This window comes from Pseudomonas sp. ADPe, from assembly GCF_014843515.1.
Taxonomy (GTDB): domain Bacteria; phylum Pseudomonadota; class Gammaproteobacteria; order Pseudomonadales; family Pseudomonadaceae; genus Pseudomonas; species Pseudomonas citronellolis.
In genome coordinates this window covers 132,000-151,200 of the sequence record NZ_CP062122.1, presented here as the reverse complement: position 1 = coordinate 151,200, position 19,201 = coordinate 132,000, and the positions used below count along the sequence as shown (strand labels likewise).

General features: G+C 67.7%; 18 protein-coding genes. 13 read left to right on the top strand and 5 right to left on the bottom strand.

Features of this window, described 5'->3' with window-relative positions; all coding sequences use genetic code 11:
• The first annotated feature begins 12 nt into the window (after positions 1-12).
• The 4 genes from IG194_RS00605 (at position 13) to IG194_RS00590 (ending at position 3,312) form a co-directional block, all read left to right on the top strand.
• Entirely contained in the window at positions 13-591 is a 579-nt protein-coding gene (locus IG194_RS00605) for a VOC family protein (RefSeq protein WP_009623105.1), read from the top strand.
• A gap of 10 nt (positions 592-601) precedes the next feature.
• Positions 602-1,486 (top strand): fumarylacetoacetate hydrolase family protein, encoded by an 885-nt coding sequence (locus IG194_RS00600; RefSeq protein ID WP_058070472.1) that lies wholly within the window; start codon positions 602-604, stop codon positions 1,484-1,486.
• A complete protein-coding gene (locus tag IG194_RS00595; RefSeq protein ID WP_043272025.1) occupies positions 1,476-1,853 on the top strand; it encodes a nuclear transport factor 2 family protein in 378 nt (125 codons plus the stop codon). The genes IG194_RS00600 and IG194_RS00595 overlap by 11 nt, the downstream gene beginning before the upstream one ends.
• A gap of 97 nt (positions 1,854-1,950) precedes the next feature.
• On the top strand, positions 1,951-3,312 hold the full coding sequence (locus IG194_RS00590) for an outer membrane beta-barrel protein (RefSeq protein WP_058490125.1): 1,362 nt from the start codon (positions 1,951-1,953) through the stop codon (positions 3,310-3,312).
• A 60-nt stretch (positions 3,313-3,372) separates the two neighbouring features.
• On the opposite strand, the gene IG194_RS00585 is transcribed toward IG194_RS00590, so the two are convergent.
• Both IG194_RS00585 and IG194_RS00580 read right to left on the bottom strand, forming a co-directional pair.
• Positions 3,373-4,251 carry an alpha/beta hydrolase gene (locus IG194_RS00585; RefSeq protein ID WP_058070470.1) on the bottom strand — a complete coding sequence of 293 codons (879 nt, stop codon included), beginning with the start codon at positions 4,249-4,251 and terminating at the stop codon, positions 3,373-3,375.
• 59 nt (positions 4,252-4,310) lie between these two features.
• Complete coding sequence (locus IG194_RS00580) at positions 4,311-4,886, bottom strand: nuclear transport factor 2 family protein (RefSeq protein ID WP_058490124.1); 576 nt, start codon at positions 4,884-4,886, stop codon at positions 4,311-4,313.
• Between the two features lie 107 nt (positions 4,887-4,993).
• On the opposite strand from IG194_RS00580, the gene IG194_RS00575 reads away from it, so the two are divergent.
• Positions 4,994-5,884, top strand: coding sequence for a LysR substrate-binding domain-containing protein (locus IG194_RS00575; protein ID WP_058490123.1), 891 nt, complete (start codon positions 4,994-4,996; stop codon positions 5,882-5,884).
• 117 nt (positions 5,885-6,001) lie between these two features.
• Here the strand turns inward: IG194_RS00575 and IG194_RS00570 are convergent, their stop codons facing one another.
• From IG194_RS00570 to IG194_RS00560, 3 genes are all read right to left on the bottom strand, one after another.
• On the bottom strand, positions 6,002-6,259 hold the full coding sequence (locus IG194_RS00570) for a bacteriocin immunity protein (protein WP_058490122.1): 258 nt from the start codon (positions 6,257-6,259) through the stop codon (positions 6,002-6,004).
• Between the two features lie 15 nt (positions 6,260-6,274).
• A complete protein-coding gene (locus IG194_RS00565) occupies positions 6,275-7,897 on the bottom strand; it encodes an S-type pyocin domain-containing protein (protein WP_058490121.1) in 1,623 nt (540 codons plus the stop codon).
• A 426-nt stretch (positions 7,898-8,323) separates the two neighbouring features.
• Positions 8,324-9,028, bottom strand: coding sequence for a GntR family transcriptional regulator (locus tag IG194_RS00560; protein WP_043272022.1), 705 nt, complete (start codon positions 9,026-9,028; stop codon positions 8,324-8,326).
• Between the two features lie 172 nt (positions 9,029-9,200).
• On the opposite strand from IG194_RS00560, the gene IG194_RS00555 reads away from it, so the two are divergent.
• The 8 genes from IG194_RS00555 to IG194_RS00520 all read left to right on the top strand — a co-directional run bounded on the left by IG194_RS00555 (position 9,201) and on the right by IG194_RS00520 (position 19,165).
• A complete protein-coding gene (locus IG194_RS00555) occupies positions 9,201-10,034 on the top strand; it encodes a fumarylacetoacetate hydrolase family protein (protein WP_058490120.1) in 834 nt (277 codons plus the stop codon).
• 75 nt (positions 10,035-10,109) lie between these two features.
• Positions 10,110-11,030 carry a VOC family protein gene (locus tag IG194_RS00550; RefSeq protein WP_058490119.1) on the top strand — a complete coding sequence of 307 codons (921 nt, stop codon included), beginning with the start codon at positions 10,110-10,112 and terminating at the stop codon, positions 11,028-11,030.
• 105 nt (positions 11,031-11,135) lie between these two features.
• Positions 11,136-12,767 carry a bifunctional 3-(3-hydroxy-phenyl)propionate/3-hydroxycinnamic acid hydroxylase gene (locus IG194_RS00545; RefSeq protein WP_058490118.1) on the top strand — a complete coding sequence of 544 codons (1,632 nt, stop codon included), beginning with the start codon at positions 11,136-11,138 and terminating at the stop codon, positions 12,765-12,767.
• A 64-nt stretch (positions 12,768-12,831) separates the two neighbouring features.
• The gene (locus IG194_RS00540) at positions 12,832-14,184 is read left to right on the top strand and encodes an outer membrane beta-barrel protein (protein ID WP_058490117.1); all 1,353 of its coding nucleotides are present in this window, start codon (positions 12,832-12,834) and stop codon (positions 14,182-14,184) included.
• Positions 14,185-14,214: 30 nt separating this feature from the next.
• Positions 14,215-15,459, top strand: coding sequence for an MFS transporter (locus IG194_RS00535; protein ID WP_043272017.1), 1,245 nt, complete (start codon positions 14,215-14,217; stop codon positions 15,457-15,459).
• Positions 15,460-15,688: 229 nt separating this feature from the next.
• Positions 15,689-16,462 carry an ABC transporter ATP-binding protein gene (locus tag IG194_RS00530; RefSeq protein WP_058490116.1) on the top strand — a complete coding sequence of 258 codons (774 nt, stop codon included), beginning with the start codon at positions 15,689-15,691 and terminating at the stop codon, positions 16,460-16,462.
• Between the two features lie 42 nt (positions 16,463-16,504).
• The gene (locus IG194_RS00525) at positions 16,505-17,464 is read left to right on the top strand and encodes a quinone oxidoreductase family protein (RefSeq protein ID WP_058490115.1); all 960 of its coding nucleotides are present in this window, start codon (positions 16,505-16,507) and stop codon (positions 17,462-17,464) included.
• An 840-nt stretch (positions 17,465-18,304) separates the two neighbouring features.
• Positions 18,305-19,165, top strand: a complete 861-nt coding sequence (locus IG194_RS00520; protein WP_058490114.1) for an SDR family NAD(P)-dependent oxidoreductase — start codon at positions 18,305-18,307, stop codon at positions 19,163-19,165.
• Positions 19,166-19,201 lie beyond the last annotated feature (36 nt).

The window sequence follows — 19,201 nt, the reverse complement described above, 5'->3', positions numbered from 1 at the left end:
AGGAGAACCGAGATGACTGCTTCCCAAGCCACGCCCGCCGAACGCATCGTGCCGATGAAAATGGCCCACCTGGTGTTCCGCTGCGCCGACCGCAAGGCCATGGTCGACTGGTACCGCAAGCTGTTCCAGGCCGAACTGGTGTTCGAGGACGACATCCTCACCTTCATCACCTACGACGACGAGCACCACCGCCTGGCCTTCTTCAACATGCCGCACCTGCCGCCGAAGTCCGACGAGGTCACCGGCGTGCACCACATCGCCTACAGCTACGCCAGCATCGCCGACCTGCTCAACACCTACCTGCGCCTGAAGGAAGAGGGCATCCGCCCCTACTGGTGCATCAACCACGGGCCGACCACCTCGCTGTACTTCCGCGACCCGGAAGGCAACGACATCGAGCTGCAGGTGGACAACTTCGTCGAGGCCGCCGACGCCGCGGCCTTCTTCCACAGCGAAACCTTCGCCAACGACCCCATCGGCCTGGAGTTCGACCCGGACGCCATGGTCGAGCTGTGGCGCAGCGGCGCCAGCGACGCCGAGCTCTGCCAACTGGGCACCGCCGCCACCGGCACCCGCACCGTACTGGGATAAGGAAACGACCATGAAACTCTGCACCTTCAAGACCCCCGGCGGCCTGGTGGGCGTCGGCATCGTCAGCGGCGAGGGCATCATCCGCGTCGCCGACCACCTGTCCGCCGCGCCGCGCGACATGGCCGGGCTGATCGGCGAATGGCAGCTCTGGCAGGAGCCGCTGCAGCGCCTGGCGCAGCTGCAGAAGGCGGACTTCGCCCTCGATGAGGTGACTCTCCTGGCCCCGGTGCCGCGCCCGGGCAAGATCCTCGGCATCGGCCTGAACTACGCCGACCACGTCGCCGAGTCGGGCATGGCCACGCCGGCCGACCAGCTGTGGTTCGCCATGATGAACACCGCGGCCAACGGCCCCTACGCGCCCATCGATCTGCCGCGGGTGTCGGAGCAGCTGGACTACGAGGCCGAGATGGTCTTCGTGATCGGCAAGCGCTGCCGCCACGTCAGCCGCGAGCAGGCGCGCGAAGCGATCTTCGGCTACTGCGTGGGCAACGACGTCAGTGTGCGCGACTGGCAACTGCGCACCTCGCAGTTCGTGCTCGGCAAGTCGTTCGACGGCCACGCGCCCTTCGGCCCCTGGCTGGTCACCCCGGACGAGCTGGGCAACCCGCACGAACTGGGCATCCGCTGCTTCGTCAACGACGAGAAGCGCCAGGACTCCAACACCCGCGAGCTGATCTTCGACTGCTACCAGCAGGTGGAGCACCTGTCCAAGGTGATGACCCTGGAGCCGGGCGACGTGATCTTCAGCGGCACCCCCGGCGGCGTCGGCGTGGGCTTCAAGCCGCCGCGCTGGCTGCGCGAGGGCGACCGGGTACGGGTGGAGATCGACGGCCTGGGCGCCATCGAGAACATCGTCCGCGCCGAGCGCGCGGCAGGAGACGGCCATGCACGCTGAAGCCATCCAGCAGGAAATCCTGCGTCTAGAGAGCGAGCGCTGCCGCGCCCTGGTGCAGCGCGACCTGCAAACCCTGGCGGCGCTGATGGACGACGCCCTGGTGCACGTCCACGCCACCGGCAAGGTGGACGACAAGGAGCAGTACCTGGAAATGGTCGCCAGGCACATCGACTTCCTCAGCGTCGAGCGCAGCGACATGCGCGTGCGCGTGTTCGGCGACACCGCCATCGCCAGCGGCCGCCTGGAACAGGCCATCGTCCTGCGCGAGAGCGGCGAGGAGCGGCTGATGAAGGCCTACACCACCCAGGTGTGGCTGCGCGGGGAGGACGGCTGGCGCCAGTGCGCCTTCCAGGCCACCAACCTCTGACGGAGACCGATGCAAGTTCGCGGGCCGGCGACGGCCCGCGCCGGCAGGGACGCCGGAACCCACCCCACTGACAGAACAACAACAAGAGTCCACTTCCATGAACAACATCCGGGTGAAAGCGCTGGGTGCGGTGCTGGCCGCCTTCGCGATAATCGATTGCCACGCCGAGCCGGCCGGCGAGCCCGCCGAAGGCACGCTGTTCCGCAGCCTGTTCGGCGACGGCCTGCAACGCGACTACGGCATCACCACCTCCTTCCTGCTCGACATCGGCTACTCCCGCAACAACCGCTCCACCCACGACGAGCGCCGCCACGGCCTCAGCAACCTCCCCATCACCGGTTTTTCCGACGAAGGCTTCGAGCTGGGCAGCCTGCACCTGTTCGTCGACAAGCCGCTGAAGGCCAACTTCATCCCGCGCATCACCCCGCTGCCGGGCCCGGCTCCCGAGCAGGCGGATTTCGGTTTCACCTTCGAAGCCCTGTACGGGCGCAACGCCCAGTTCTCCCGGGCCTTCGGCTGGGACATGCACTGGGATGTCAATTCGCCCGGCGACGACGACACCGAGAAGGCCCGGCGCGACAGGCAGAACTTCGTCTCCATGCCCAACCTGGCCGCTACCGCCTACCTGCCCTATGGGCAGGGCTTCACCGTCATGGCGGGCATCTTCGGCCCGGCCTTCGGCTACGAGATTCCGCCGAACATCCGCCTGGCCCGCAACCCCTTCGCCAGCCGGACCTACGCCTTCGTCAGCAACCTGGTGACGGTCAGCGGCGTGATGCTGGGCACCCGCCTGCTCGACAGCCCGCATGGGCTGCTGGGGGTGGAACTCGGCGTGGCCCAGGGCTGGAGCAACCTGCGCGACAACAACGACGACAAGGCGCTGTTCGGTGCGCTGCGCTGGCGCACGCCCGACATGCAGACCTGGGTCGACTACGAGTTCATGCTGGGCAACCAGCAGAACGACAGCGTCAAGGACGTCCAGGCGCCGACCTCGCGGCTGATCTCCCCGGACGGCCAGCTCCGGCAGCAGCATTCGCTGAACGGCTGGCACCGCTTCGACGAGCGCTGGTCGATGGGCGCGGAGCTGGTCTACGGCCGCCAGGACGGCGACGGCAAGCCATCGACCGTGGACATCATCACCGGGCCGGGCTTCGATGGTGCCCATTGGTGGGGCGTCAACGCGGTGGTCACCTACCAGGTCAGGCCCGACCTGTCGTTCTCGGTGCGCGGCGAGCATTTCAGCGACCCGGACGGCTTCACGCTGTTCCCCACCACCACCGCCCGCGGGGACTTCAACGCCATCACCAGCGGCTTCCGCTACGAGGTCAGCAAGAACCTCTCGCTGCGTCCGGAGCTGCGCTATGACTGGTTCGACGCCCGCGAACACGATCGCCCGTTCGGCAACGGCCGGGACCGCGACCAGTTGACGGCGATGGTGGAAGCGCTCCTGTACTTCTGACGATCAATGAAAGAAGCCCTGGCAGCTCGCGCTGCCAGGGCTTCGCTGCCGGCCCGGGAGCTATGCGCGGGCGGCGCAGCGCCTGGCGAACGCCAGTTGCTGCAACTGGAAGGCCTCGCCCGAGCGGTGGAAATCGATGCAGTGGCCGGCGTCCCTGAACAGCGCCGCATCCATCTCCGGGCAGTTGACGAAGGCATCGGCGAAACGCTGGATGGTCGCCTCGTCCACCGGCCACAGCTGTTCGAACTCGGGCTGCCGGTAGTGCACCGGCACCTTGACCTGCGCAGCCAGCCGGCCGACCTGCTTCGGCCAGTGCATGCCGATGTCGATCAGTTCGCTGCGCGGGGCAGGGGCGCTCGCCCCGTAGCTGGCCTGCGGCATGACGCCTTGCTCGTAGGTGCCCGGCGGGCCGAAGAAGAACCCGTCCATCGCCTCCGGCGGCACGCTGACCAGGGCCTGTTCCGCGGGCACCTGGTTCCACTTGTCCTTGGAGGCCGGCACCGGGTCGAGCCCGACGCCGGAGATGGCGATGCCCAGCAGCGGCCAGGACGGCTGGCGCGCGGCGATGGCGATAGTGATGGCCCCGCCGATCGAGTGGCCGACCAGGACGATGCCGCAGGCCTTGTGCGAATAGCTGTGCCACAGGCCATGGATGGCCGAGTCGAGAATCTCCGCGTTGTCCATGATGCTGGGCGCGTTGGCGGCGTAGTCCGCGCTCAGACCGTAGCCCGGGCGGTCGATGGCGAAGATCGGCAGCTGTTGCGCCTGCGCCCGGTCCAGCAGCGAATAGCCCGCCACGTCGAAGTAGCGGGAGGAATAGGTGCCGCCGTGGATGGCGATGATCAGCGGATGCCGGTCCGGGCTTTCGGCCTCCGGTATCCGCCCGCGGCCGGACAGCGTGACGCCCAGCCCGCGGAAGACATAGTCCTGCTTGCACATGGTTTTTCGCTCCTCTTCTTGTTGTTGTGGTTTTCCGACCCTTTGGCGCCGGGCGAAGGCTAGGCGGCGAGCCAGGCCTGGGCCGCCTGCCGCATGGAGCGTTCCAGCTCGCTGCCGCGGGTGGCGAAGGTCCGGCCCAGCGGGAAGCCGCTTTTCTCCAGCAGGTAGGCCAGGGGCGCATACTCGCGCGGATAGCGCTCCAGCACCTGCGCCTCGACCGCCACCGGCCCGCGCGGGAAGCTGAAGCCGCCCATGTCGTAGATGCTCTGGCGCTTGAGCAGCTTCCACTGGCCGTCGCGTTTTTCCGCCAGGTCGTAGAAGCGGTTGTGCACGCTGCAGCCCAGGCCCAGGCGTACGTTCTCGGCGACTATCACCGCGTTGGTCTCGACGATGGCGCGCTCGCCGTTCATCTCCACCACCGGGGTGCCGATCAGGTGCTTGGTGCGCAGGTCGGAGGCGCCCATGCGCCGCGAGCCTTCGATGAAGTCGGAGAAGGGGCCTTCGAACCAGGTGACCTCGATCACCCCGTCCGGGTGGAACAGCCCGGCCAGGCGCTCCCATTGGCCGAGGTCGCGGTGGATCCAGCCGCTGATCAGGTCGGTGATCTGCAGACGGTCTTCCAGGTAACTGTGCATGGCGTGTTCTCTTGCTTGTGGGAAATCGCCTCAGCATCTTCCCGCGCGGTAGCGAACTCAAATAGATTGATCTGAACGATCAATCACTAATTCTGAAGGATATGCCCATGGACTTGCGTCACCTGCGCTACTTCCTCGCCGTCGCCGAGGAAGGCCATTTCGGCCGCGCCGCCCAGCGCCTGCACATCGTGCAGTCGGCGCTGAGCATGCAGATACGCGCCCTGGAAGAGGAACTCGGCGGCCCGCTGTTCGTGCGCACCAGCCGCCGGGTGGAACTGACCGAGGCCGGCCGGATGCTGCGTGGCGAGGCCGAACGCACCCTGGCCCAGGCTGAACACGCCCAGCGCACGGTGCAGCGGGCGCTGCGCGGGGAGGTGGGCACGGTGCGCATCGGCTTCGCCGGCAACGCCGTGTTCAGCGGCCGGCTGATGGCGGACGTGCGGGCCTTCCACGCCGTCTACCCGGAGGCCGAGGTGGTGCTGCGCGAACTGGCGCCGCACCTGCAGGTCGAGGCGATCCAGGCCGGCCAGCTGGACATCGGCTACGCCCCCAGCCACGGCGGGCAGATCGTCGACGACTCGCTGTGCTTCGAGCGCATCGGCACCTGGCCGCTGCTGGTGGCCATGCCCGACAGCCATCCGCTGGTCGATGCCCAGCCGCTGCAGGTGTCGATGCTCGGCGCGGAACCGCTGATCGTCTATGCCGCCCACGGCGCCGACGAGAACATGCTCGGCGGCCTGCGCCGGGCGCTGGGGCGCGAGCCCAAGGTGCACCGCACCAGCAGCACCCTCAGCGTGCTGGCGCTGGTGGCCGCCGGCATGGGCGTGGCGCTGGTGCCCGAGCCGCTGCTGCAGGTGCACATCCCGGGGGTGGCCTACCGCCGGCTCGGCGGCATGGAACCGCAGGCCGACCTGCTGCTGGTCAGCCGCAACGAGGAAACCGGCGGCGCCGTGCGCGCCTTCCTGGGCATCGCCCGCACTGCGATGGCTGGCGGGTAGGCTCTGGCAAACGCTGCCGCAGCCGCTACGGTAGCTTCCCGGTGGGATCCTTCATCAGCTTCGCGATGGAACGATAGCCGAAGGGGCCCGGCCCTGGACTATCCTGCTTTTGTCAGGTCAATTGTGCTTGAAACCGGGAAGCCCGTTCGCTGCACGCCACTCTTTCACTGTACGTGTTACGCCTTCGGGGGAATTGTCCGCCCCAGGTTCAGGGTAGTAGATGAGGTCTGAGCCGTCGGGGTGTTCGCTCACCTTTTCAAAGTGAAGAAGCAAAGCATCAGCACGCTCGTCTGTATCCGCAGTGTCCTCTTTGTATAGCTCCCTTAACAGTTGGATAAACTCGGCTTCGGTGTAATCGGAGAATCTGTCTTTCATAAGGCTATTCATGAGCTATTTACCACCTCGGTGCAAATCAACATGGTTTCTCGGAGTGTTGATCCGGAGGTTGTCGACGTCGTAAACACCGCCACCTTCGGATACTTTGTCCAAGTGATGCAACTCAAAGGAGCGCCTACCACCAACCCTATCTTTCTTATGGACACGAGGAGCCTTACCAACTGTCATGCGCGTAGTGTTCTGCGGAACGAATTGCGCCGTTAGTACAGGATCGTTAGACACGGCTTTCCAGAAAGCCCTCCTGAAGGAGTCGAAGCTATTGAAGCTCATGCCTCGTAACTCATTCGCAACACTTGTTGGAATGGGGACACCAACATCCTCACCAGCTCCAGCCAGCCAGATTCCGAAAACATCCTCACCTACCCCAGTGACAACCCCCGGATCATGCCGGGCATTCATCACGATGTAGAGCGGCGCAATCCCGGACCCCATCGGGAACACCAGGATGAAATCCCGATACTCTGGCGGGTAGATCGGGTTGACGATGAGGTTGTCGGCCTGCTCCACGGGCGGGTAAATCGTGATCTGCGGCGTTTGGGGCGCAGCCTCCAGGGCGGGGATGCCCAGCGTGTCGGATGGATCGACGGCAGGTGTCCAGATCAGCTCTACACCACCCCCGAAGTCGGCCACCATCTGACTTCCGGCCTTGGAGAACTGGACAACCGGAATGGTTTCCCAATCGCTGCGTAGCTGCGTGTTGTAGCCGTAGCCCTTCAGGGGGCCGTCTGGCTGCTGTTCGACACGAATTCGAACTCGGGTTCGCCCCTGCTTCATCGTGCGAAGCTGCTCTTCCGTATAGAGAGCGCTATCGCCCAGGCTGGACGGCCAGAGCATCGCCACAACACCAAGGAGTGAGCCGCCAACCACCCCGCCAGTGAGAATGCCGCCGCCAACTACACGGCTACCAGTCCCGACAGCTACACGCCCTCCGCTGGCCACTGCACCACCCGCGGATGCGACCTCGCAGAACCCGCCACAGGACTCCCCAGCGCCTGAAGGCGCAAGTCCACGCAGTGCCAAGGAGCCGAAACCGGCAGGAACATTTCCGCTGATCCTCTGGAGCTGTACTTTGCCGCTGTCGTCCACCTCACGGCCGCCCAATAGCACCAAGTTGCCGTAATCGCTCACGTCATCGACCGGGAATGTGCCTGACGACGTGTTGTAGTCGATCACCGAGTCGGGCAGCTTGCTGCACTTGGTAAATACACACGCAGTGCGCAAGAGCTTGTCTGTCGCCATTTGGGGATTAATGAGTTTCGTTGTGGCAGTAGGGGATGCGGGGGAAGCAGGGCTTGCAGAATGGCTTGTAGATCTACGAGTAGCTGCCGCGTTACCTTGGCGAGATTGATAGGTTGCCGTAAACAGCGACGGGATCAGGCGAGCCTTACACGGGCAGCCGCTGAAGCTGTCTAACGTACCGGCAACAACCCTGCCGTGGCTGTTGATATACGAAATTCCGCCAATGATTTTGTAGACTTTGCCGTCCTTGCCGCAGGACACCCGGTCTCCTTCCCGCGCATGCGCAATGCCGAACATCATGACGCGGGAGTCGGCTTCCAGCACCGTTCCGCCACATGTCGTTTTGTCGCCTAACCGAATGAAATGACCAACTGCCATGCCCGCTCCTTGGTTACAAGAATTGAGGGGCAAGCGTATTCACACATCGCTACCTGCTGTATGTGGGATGAGTCCGAAATTGATCAAGAAAGCATCTAAAAGGCAGCTTTAAGGGAGTCCTGAGGCAGTTGTACCTGACATAGGCGCACTTTCTGTTCTGGGGCCCTTGGTCCCCCAAACTCTTCTGACTCCTGTCCCGGGGTCAGAATCATCAGCGCGGTGGATCACACTCGCCGCAATAGGGTGCCGGTATCACTGGAATACATAGCCTTGCCCGTGGAGCACTTCGCCCGCTTCGCCGGCGGCCACTTCCCGCGTCCTGCGAGCACAGTCGGCGCGCGCTCGGCTGCCCGCTAGCCGGGCGTACTTCCCGAACTGACGCACCTTGCCGGCGCCCGGATGGTGCGGGCGCCGGCGCAAGGCGCCTCAACCCTTCAACGCCTCATGGGCCAGCACGCTGCGGGTGGTGGTCTCGTAGTGCTGCGCCAGCAGCGCGCAGGCCTTGTCCACGTCGCGCGCCAGGGCGGCGTCGAGCAGTTCGCGGTGTTCGCCGGGGACGTCGCGGCTGGCGCTGTCGTTGTAGTGCACCGAGAGCATGCGGTAGCGCGCGGTCTGGTCGCGCAGCATGTGCGACAGGCGCCGCAGCCAGGGCGAGCGGCAGTTGGCGATCAGCGCCTCGTGGAAGGCCTCGTGGGCGTTCTCCCATTCCGGCTTCATCAGCCGTTCCGGGCCTTCGACGATGGGCAGGCGGTCCAGGCGGTGGTGGGCGGCGATCAGCCGGCTTTCCCACTCCAGGTCGCCATTGCGGATGGACTCGGCCAGGGCCTGGCATTCGATGAGCAGGCGGGTGTGGGTGATGTCGCGGATTTCCTCCGCGGAGATGCGCCCGACGCTGAAACCCTTCTGGTCCTCGGCGCTGACGAAACCGCTGGCGGCCAGGCGCGACAGCGCCTCGCGCAGGGGGATGACGCCGGCGTCGTAGTGCTCGGCCAGCTCCTTCAGGCGCAGGCGGCTGCCCGGCGCCAGGCGGCCGTTGATGATGTCTTCGCGGACCCTGGCCTCCAGTTGCGAGGCCATGGTGCGCTTTTCCGAGACTTCGGGCTGCTGCGCCCAGCGTTCGGCTCGGTTCATGGGCTTTACCACGGGTGATGACGGATGAGGCAGATGATACACATGGCGGCCTTTTATCGATAATTCTGAAAAAATATATTTTATCGTTGACGGCATATTTTCCTCGGATTAGCTTAGGGCCCATACCGCACTGCCTGGCGGTCGTCACGAACCACAACAAGAGGTCAGCTCCATGCGCTACGTTCGCTTCACTCACCAAGGCCGCCCGGTACTGGGCGTGCGTACTGCCGAAGGCGTCCGGGTCCTCGGCGAGGAAACCCTGGAGTCGCTGCTGGAGCGCGGCGTGGACCTGGCCACCTACGGCGCCGAGGCGCAGGGGCCGCTGGTGCAGATCGGCGAGCAGGACTACCTGCCGCTGATGAAGAAGCCCGGCAAGATCGTCTGCGTTGGCCTGAACTACGCCGACCACACCAAGGAATCGCCCTACGCCCAGCCGGACTACCCGACGCTGTTCCCGCGCTTCAACAGCAGCCTGATCGCCCACAACCAGCCGCTGGTGCGCCCGCGCATCTCCGACACCCTGGACTACGAGGGCGAGATGGCCGTGGTGCTCAAGAGCGGCGGCCGGCACATTGCCAAGGAGCAGGCGCTGCAGCACGTGGCCGGCTACGCGCTGTTCAACGAGGGCTCGGTGCGCGAGTACCAGTTCAAGTCGCCGCAGTGGACCGTGGGCAAGAACTTCGACGACACCGGCGCCTTCGGCCCGGACCTGGTGACCGCCGACGAACTGCCGCCCGGCGGCAAGGGCCTGCTGCTGCAGACCCGCGTCAACGGCAAGGTGGTGCAATCGGCCAACACCGAGGACATGCTGTTCGACGTGGCCACCATCATTTCCACCCTCAGCGAGGCGGTGACCCTCGAAGCGGGCGACGTGATCGTCAGCGGCACCCCGGCCGGCGTCGGCTTCGGCATGGACCCGAAGGTCTACCTGAAGGCCGGCGACGTGGTGGAAGTGTCCATCGAAGGCATCGGCACCCTGGTCAACCCGGTGGTGGACGAAGCCTGACCCCGGGCATTCCCGGCCAGATCGAAGCCTCCCGCTCCGAGGCTTCGACGACAAGAACAACAAACGGAGGCGATCATGACTGTCACTCCCCGCAGTGTGCATTCGATCGATCATTACGCGCTGTTCGTGCCCTCGCTGGCCGAGGCGCGGACCTTCTTCGCCAGCTTCGGCCTGGAAGTCGGCGAAACCGCGGATGCCCTGGAACTGCGCGCCGCCGACGGCCACCTCTGGGCGCGGATGCTGCAGGGCCCGCGCAAGAGCCTGGCCTACCTGAGCTTCAACTGCTTCGCCGAGGACTACGACGCCCTGCGCCAGCAGGCCGAGGTCGCCGGCGCGCGCTTCGAGGCCGGCGACGGCGAGGGCTTCTGGTTCCGCGACCCCGATGGCAACCTGCTGCAGGTCAGGGTCGGCGCCAAGCACATGCCCGACAGCAAGCGCGCCGCGGCGCCGGCACGGCCCGCCGTGCGCGGCGTCGGCACCCGCGACGAAGTGGCCCGGGTGCGCCCGCGGCGGCTGTCCCACGTGCTGCTGTTCAGCCCCGACGTGCCCCAGGCCGTCACCTTCTACGAGCGGGCCCTGGGCCTGCGGCTGTCCGACCATTCCCAGGACATCATCGCCTTCACCCACGCCCCGCACGGCTGCGACCATCACCTGGTGGCCTTCTGCAAGAGCGGCGCCAAGGGCTTCCACCACGCCGCCTGGGAAGTCGACGGCGTCGACGAGGTCGGCAACGGCGCCGAGCAGATGGCCAACGCCGGCTACCGCGAGGGCTGGGGCACCGGGCGACACTGCCTGGGCTCCAACTACTTCCACTACGTCCGCGACCCCTGGGGCTCGTTCTGCGAGTACTCGGCGGACATGGACTTCATCGACGCCGGCAGCCAGTGGCCGGCCGGCGACTTCCCGCCCGAGAACTCGCTGTACCTCTGGGGCCCCAGCGTCCCCGAGTACTTCGTCGTCAACACCGAGACGGACAGCGCGCCGGCCAAAAGCTAGCGCCCCCAGCGACGCAGGCCGCTCCCCGGTCCCTAGCACTTTCCTGCCGCGCAGGGAGGCGGGGAGCGGCTTGCCCAAAACCCACCCGGTTTCAGGTCAGCACAGATGAACGAAAACAAGATCCATGACGTAGCCATCGTCGGCTACGGCCCGGTCGGCCAGACCCTCGCCATCCTCCTCGGCAAGATGGGCTACAGCGTCGCCGTGTACGAGCGCTGGCAGTCCCTCTACCCGCTGCCGCGCGCGGTGTTCCACGACCACGAGATCCGCCGCGTATTCCGCATGATGGGCCTGGAAGAGGAGCTGCAGGAGATTTCCCAGCCCTCGGCCTGCTACCAGTGGTTCAACGCCGACTGGAAGGTGCTGGTGGAAATCGACTGGTCGGCCGAGTCGATCAGCGACGGCCCCTTCGGCTACCTGTTCAACCAGCCGGGCCTGGAGGCCATCCTCGACCGCCGGGCCAAGGCCATCGCCAACGTCGAGGTCCACCAGGGCTGGGAAGTGCTGGGGCTGAGCCAGGACGCGCAGGGTTGCGAGCTGCGCATGCAACGCACCCAGCGCGGCGACGCGGCGCAGGCCACCGAGCAGCGCACCGTGCGCGCCCGCTACGTGATCGGCGCCGACGGCGCCAACAGCGCGGTGCGCCGCGAGTGCGGCATCGACTGGCAGGACCTGGGCTTCCAGGAAGACTGGCTGGTGGTCGACCTGCAGCCCAAGCCCGGCGTCGAGCTGGACGTGCCGGACATCGGCCAGTGGTGCAACCCAGCGCGGCCGACCACCATGGTCCCCGGCGGCCCCGGCTACCGCCGCTGGGAATTCATGCGCCTGCCCCACGAGAGCATCGAGGACCTGCAGAGCACCGAGAAGGTCTGGGAGCTGCTGGCGCCCTGGGTCACCCCGGACACCGCCAGCCTGGTGCGCCACGCCGTCTACCAGTTCCGCTCGCGCATCGCCCAGACCTGGCGCCACGGCCGCGTGCTGCTGGCCGGCGACGCCGCGCACCTGATGCCGCCGTTCATGGGCCAGGGCATGTGCTCGGGCATCCGCGATGCCTGGAACCTGTCCTGGCGCCTGGACCTGATCTTCCGCGGCATCTGCTCGGAGCAGCTGCTGGACAGCTACACCCTGGAGCGCAAGCCGCAGATCCGCGCGGTGATCGACGCCTCGGTGGAAATGGGCAAGGTGGTCTGCGTGGCCGACCCGCAGAAGGCCGCCGAGCGCGATACCGCCTTCCTGTCCGGCCAGGTGCCGCCGCTGCCGCCGTTCCCCGGCCTGGTCGACGGCGTGGTGCACAAGGACGAACGCAACGGCCGCGCCCTGGGTCCGGCCGGCTGCCTGGGCGTACACGGCGAGATCGAGCGCGACGAGCGCCGCCAGCGCTACGACGACGCCTTCGGCCGCGGCTTCCACCTGGTGAGCATCGGCGACGACCCGCTGGCCGGGCTGGACGAGGCGCACAAGGCGCTGCTCGCACAGCTGGAAGTGAAGGCCGTGCGCCTGAGCGAGGACGGCGCGCCAGGCACCTGCCGCGACCTGTCCGGCAAGTACCACCAGTTCCTCCGCGCCGCCGGGCTGCAGGCGGTGCTGGTGCGCCCGGACTTCTACATCTACGGCGGCATCGGCCACGCCAGCGAACTGCCGCAACTGCTCGACGCGCTGCGCCGCGACCTGGCGCTGCAGCAGGGCCAGGGCGGCGCGCTGCGCGAGGCGTGGCGGCCGCTCGCCGCCCAGGTCTAGGTCCCTTCGGCCGCGGGGCACTCCCCGCGGCACCCCTCTGAAAACAACAACAAGAGACAGAAGCATGCTCAACATCAAGGTGAAAACGCTTGGTGCGGTCCTGGCCGCCCTGGCGATCGTCGAATGCCATGCCGCCGAGGCGCCGGCGCCGGGGGAGGGCAGCCTGTTCAAGGGGCTCTTCGGCGACAGCCTGGAGCGCGACTACGGCATTACGGTTTCCGGCCTGCTGGACATCGCCTACGCGCGCAACAACCGCTCCACCCACGACGAACGCGAGGACGGCCTGAGCAACCTGCCGCTCACCGGCATGTCCGACGAGGGCCTGGAGTGGGGCAGCCTGCACCTGTTCGTCGACAAGGCGCTCAAGGGCACCTTCGTGCCGCGCATCACCCCGTTGCCGGGGCCCAAGCCGGAGGACTTCGCCTTCGGTTTCACCTTCGAGGCCAACTACGGGCGCAACGCCCAGTTCGCCCGGACCTTCGGCTGGGACATGCACTGGAACATGAACGAGGACGACGCCGCCAAGGCGCAGAAGGACAAGGACCGCTTCCTCGCCATCCCCAACATCGCCGCCACCGCCTACGTGCCCTACGGCCCGGGCTTCAACTTCATGGCCGGGGTGTTCGGCCCGGCAATGGGCTACGAGATCCCGCCGAACATCCGCCAGGCGCGCAACCCCTTCGCCAGCAAGACCTACGCCTTCGTCAGCGAGCCGGGCACCGTCTCCGGGGTGCTGGTCGGCACCCGCCTGCTCAACGACGACAGCGGCATCCTCGGCCTGGAGCTGGGCGTGGTGCAGGGCTGGAACAACCTGCGCGACAACAACGACGGCAAGTCGCTGATGGGCGCCCTGCGCTGGCGCGCGCCGGACATGAACACCTGGCTCGACTACGAGTTCATCGTCGGCGACGAGCAGAACGACAGCGCCTCCGATGTGCAGGCGCCGACCGCGCGGCTGGTCGCCGACAGCGGCCAGCTCAAGCAGCAGCACTCGCTCAACGGCTGGCACAGGTTCGACGAGCGCTGGTCCATGGGCGCCGAGCTGGTCTACGGCCACCAGGCCGGCGACGGCAAGGCCTCCACCGTGGACGTGGTGAACGGCCCCGGCTTCGACGGCGCCCGCTGGTGGGGCGCCAACGCGGTGGTCACCTACCAGTACCGCCCGGACCTGTCCTTCTCCCTGCGCGGCGAGCATTTCAGCGACCCGGACGGCTTCATCCTGTTCCCCACCAGCACCGCCCGCGGCGACTACAACGCCCTCACCACCGGCCTGCGCTGGGACGTGACCGGCAACCTCTCGCTGCGCCCGGAAGTCCGCTACGACTGGTTCGACCCCCGCGACCACGACCGCCCCTACGGCAACGGCCGCGACCGCTCGCAACTCTCTACCATGGTCGAAGCGCTGTTCTACTTCTGACCGCCCGCCAACGTCCCGAGTACCCATGCCATGCACAACAACGACAACAAGTGGAATGCGCGCTACGAATACACGGCCGTGGCCATGCTCGCCCTGGGCTTCGGCCTGGTCGGCCTGGACCGCTTCATCATCCTGCCGCTGTTCCCGGTTATGATGAGCGAGCTGCACCTGGACTATCAGGACCTGGGCAACATCTCGGCGGTCCTCGCCATCGCCTGGGGGATTTCCTCGATCTTCATGGGCCGCCTGTCCGACCGCATCGGCCGGCGCAAGGTGCTGATCCCCGCGGTGCTGCTGTTCTCCCTGCTGGCCGGGCTGTCCGGGCTGGCCAACGGCGTCGCCGCGCTGCTGCTGATCCGCGCGGTGATGGGCGTCTCCGAGGGCGCCTTCACGCCCACCGCCATCGCCGCCACCGCGGAGTCCTCGCACCCGTCGCGGCGCGGGCTGAACATCGGCATCCAGCAGGCCTTCTTCCCGATCCTCGGCCTGGGCCTGGCGCCGATCCTCGCAACCCAGCTGCTGCTGGTGCTGCCGTCCTGGCGCTGGGTGTTCGTGGTGGTGTCGCTGCCCGGCTTCCTGCTCGCCTGGTTCATGTACCGCCGCCTGCGCGAGACCCGCGCGCCGGCGGCCGCCGAGGCGCCCCAGGAGCAGGGCCGCTGGCTGGACGCGCTGCGCTACCGCAACGTGCCGCTGAACATCCTCGGCATGTTCTGCATGCTCACCAGCCTGTTCGTGCTCAGCGTGATGATGCCCAACTACCTCACCGACTACCTGCACCTGGGCGTGCAGCAGATGGGCTTCGTCATGTCCGCCATCGGCCTGGGCGGCTTCATCGGCCAGCTGGTGCTGCCGGGGCTTTCCGACCGCCTGGGACGCAAGCCGGTGGTGCTGGGCAGCTTCGTCGCCACCGGTGCCTGCATCTGGCTGCTGATGCACACCGGGGCCGAGCCGCTGACGCTGTTCGCGCTGCTGTTCCTCACCACCTTCTTCAACTTCAGCATGATCTGCATGACCGTCGGCCCGCTCACCGGCGAGTCGGTGCCGCTGCCCCTGGTGTCCACCGCCACCGGGCTGGTGGTGGGCATCGGCGAGGTGTTCGGCGGCGGCGTGGCGCCGGCCCTGGCCGGCTACATCGCCCAGCACCACGGCATCCAGTACACCCTCTACCTGGCCCTGGGCGGCGTGGCGCTCGGCCTTGCCGCCGCCAGCCTGCTGCGCGAGACCGCGCCGCTGCGGCGCAAGGCGCCGGTCGGGCAGGCCGGAGACGTGGCCTGAAGCCGCTGGCCGTTACCGCCGACAGGATGTCGGCAGGGCGGAGCCGGGCCGGCCGTCCCGGCTTCGTCCGCGTCATGCGCGGGATGCGCATGCCATCGCCGGCGCCACCCGCGCCGGCCGATGTTCCTTCCCTCGCGCAGGGCCTGGGCGGCGCCGGTCACGAGCCGGCGCCGCCCGGTGCCACCTGATGTAGTATCGGCATTCCCACGCCCGCGACGACGAATCCTTCATGATCGACATCCACAACGTCACCGCCTTCCAGCAGCAGACCCGCGTGCTCGACGGCTTTTCCCTGCACATCGGCGATGGCGAGAAGGTCGCCATCCTCGGCCCCAACGGCGCCGGCAAGAGCACCCTGCTCAAGCTGATCAGCCGCGAGCTGTACCCGGTGGAGCGCGAGGGCAGCCACCTGCGGCTGTTCGGCAGCGACACCGTCAACCTCTGGGACCTGCGCAGCCGCGTCGGCTTCATCTCCCAGGACCTGCAGGACGATTACACGCCCTACACCCAGGCCCTGGACGTAGTGGTCTCCGGCTTCTTCGGCTCGATCGGCGCCCACGGCCACCTGCAGCCCAGCGACGAGCAACTGGAGCAGGCCCGCGCGCTGCTGGCGGTGGTGGAGATGGCCGGCCACGAGCGGACCATGTTCCAGCGCCTGTCCACCGGGCAGAAGCGCCGCCTGCTGCTGGCCCGCGCGCTGGTCCACCGGCCGCGCGCGCTGATCCTCGACGAGCCGGCCAACGGTCTGGACATGGGTGCCAGCCTGGGCATGCTCAAGCTGCTGCGGCGCTTCTGCGGCGAGGCGCACGCCATGATCATCACCACCCACCACATCGACGAGGTCATCCCCGAGATCGAGCGCGTGGTGCTGCTGGACAAGGGCCGCATCGTCGCCGACGGGCCCAAGGCCGAGGTGCTGACCAGCGCCCGGCTGTCCGACCTCTACCAGACCGAGCTGCGCATCGACGAGCAGGGCGGCTGGTACCGCTGCTGGCACGCCTGAAGCCGGCATCCCGATTCCCCTGACCCACCGGAGTAGAAACCCATGAAAGCCGCCATCGTCCATGCCTTCGACCAGCCGCCGCGCTACGGCGAGTTCGAGGCGCCGCCAGCCGCCGCCGGCGAGGTGCTGGTGCGCGTGCGCGCCGCCGCCCTCAGCCAACTGGTGCGCGCCCAGGCCAGCGGCAAGCACTACAGCAGCCCCCGGAGCCTGCCGGCGGTGCCCGGCGTCGACGGCGTGGGCCTGCTGGAAGACGGCACCCGCGTGTACTTCGCCTTCCCCCGCGCGCCCCACGGCGCCATGGCCGAGACCGTGGCGGTGGACGCGCGCTACTGCGTGGCGGTGCCCGACGGCATCGACGACATCACCGCCGCGGCCATCGCCAACCCCGGCATGTCGTCCTGGGCGGCGCTGCAGGAACGAGCGCACTTCAAGCCCGGCGAAAGCGTGCTGGTCAACGGCGCCGCCGGCACCTCCGGGCGCCTGGCCATCCAGGTGGCCAGGCACCTGGGCGCCTCGCGGGTGATCGCCACCGCGCGCAACCCGGCGGTGGAGGCGGAGCTGCGCGCCCTGGGCGCGGACCAGTTCATCCGCCTGGACCAGCCGGCCGAGCAGCTGACCGCCGAGCTGCGCGAGGAAATCCAGGGCCGCGGCATCGACGTGGTGCTGGACTACCTGTGGGGCCCGCCGGCGGCCTGCATCCTCGACGCCGCGGCCAGCCACGGCAGCGGCGAGGCCTCGCCGCGCCTGCGCTTCGTCAACATCGGCTCGCTCGCCGGGGCGAGCCTGCCGCTGAACGCCGGCGCGCTGCGCAGCTCCGGCCTGGAACTGCTCGGCAGCGGCCTGGGCAGCGTGTCCAACGAAGGCCTGGTGCAGGTGATCGGCCAGTTGCTGCGGGCCATCGAGCCGGCCGGGCTGAAGGTGGACGCCGAGGCGGTGCCGCTGAGCGAGGTCGAGTCGGCCTGGCAGCGCAGCGCCGCCGAGCGCATCGTCTTCACCCTGTGATCGGCTAGCCGCGGGGGAGGCATACCATGCTTCCCGGTAACCTGTAGGAGCCGGCCCTGCCCGCGATTTCGCGCGCAGGGCGCGCTCCTACATTGGAATGGCGAGGGTGGGCAGTGTAGGAGCGGATCTCATCCGCGAATCGCGCCGGGACGACCGGCTATCGCGGACAAGGTCCGCTCCTACGCCCGTGCTTCCTGGAACCGTAGGGGCGGACTCCGTCCGCGATTCGGGCTTCCGGAAGCGTAGGGCGAATAACCGTTCGCGGTTATCCGCCGATACACCGAGGCCATGGCCGTGTGCCCAGGCCAACCCTGGAGCGTCGTAGGATGGCGTTGAGCGAAGCGATACCCATCGCCACGGCCGCATGGGTTTCGCCAAGGCTCAACCCATCCTACGAAAAGCGCCTCGGCGCAGCCGGCAAGACAGCTGCTCCTGCGACGGAGCCTCCCGGGAGCGTAGGGCGAATAACCGTTCGCGGTTATCCGCCGATACGCCGAGGCCATGGCCGTGTGCCCAGGCCAACCCTGGAGCGTCGTAGGATGGCGTTGAGCGAAGCGATACCCATCGCCACGACCGCATGGGTTTCGCCAAGGCTCAACCCATCCTACGAAAAGCGTTTCGGCGTAGTCGGCAAGACTGTGATCAGCGCTTCCCATCGGCAGGCACGTACACCACCCCGGCCATCAGCCGGGCGATCGCCAAGGTCGACCAGTACGACAACCGCGGCGAGCTGCGACGGGTTTGACCTCTTGCACTTTTTAAGGTAATCACCTTAGGCGTGGGGCTCGTTGCGCCGCCCGCCGTGCCTTTGCGCATGGCCTGGGTGCGCAGCGGCGCCGTATGGCGAACGATCCTGAGGAGGATGCCGCGTTGTCGAAACTGGCCAGCTATTACAACAACAAGATCGCCGTGGTCACCGGTGCCGGCTCGGGTATCGGCCGGGCCATTGCCCAGCGCCTGGGCGCGCTGGGCGCCCGGGTGTACTGCACCGACGTCGATGGCGCGGCGGCGCAGCGCGTCGCCGAGGGGTTGCCCAATGCCGCCGGCGAGGCGCTGGACGTCACCGACGCCGCGGCGCTGGCGGCCTTCGCCGAGCGCGTGTATGCCCGCGAGGGCAGGGTGGACCTGCTGTTCAACAATGCCGGCGTCGGCCATGCCGGGCGGGTGGAGGACACCGAGCTGGCCGACTGGCGCTGGGTCTTCGAGGTCAACCTGATGGGCGTGGTGCACGGCATCCACGCCTTCCTGCCGCGCATGCTGGCGCAGCCCGGGCGCGGGCACATCGTCAACACCGCCTCCGGCGCCGGGTTGATCCCGATGCCGCGCACCGCGCCCTACTGCGCCTCCAAGCACGCGGTGGTCGGGCTGTCGCAGTCGCTGGCGGCGGAACTGGCCGGGCGCAACGTCGACGTCACCATCCTCTGCCCGGGCACCATCGACACCGCCATCATCCGCAACACCCGCATGCGCGGGGCCGGCGCCGAGCAGCGGCAGTCGCGGGCCGTCGAGTACTACGCGCGGCGCGGCGTGTCGCCCGACCGGGTGGCGGCGGACGTGCTCACGGACATCAGCAAGGGGCGGCTGTTCTGCGTCACCCCGCGCAGCGAGGTGGGCGTCGGCTGGCTGCTGCAGCGCCTGTCGCCGCGGCTGATGCAGCGGATCATGCGGGCGCGCATGGACAAGGTGGAGGCGACGGACTGAGACGCCGGGCGCGGGGCCGGCGAGCGGCCCCGCGCG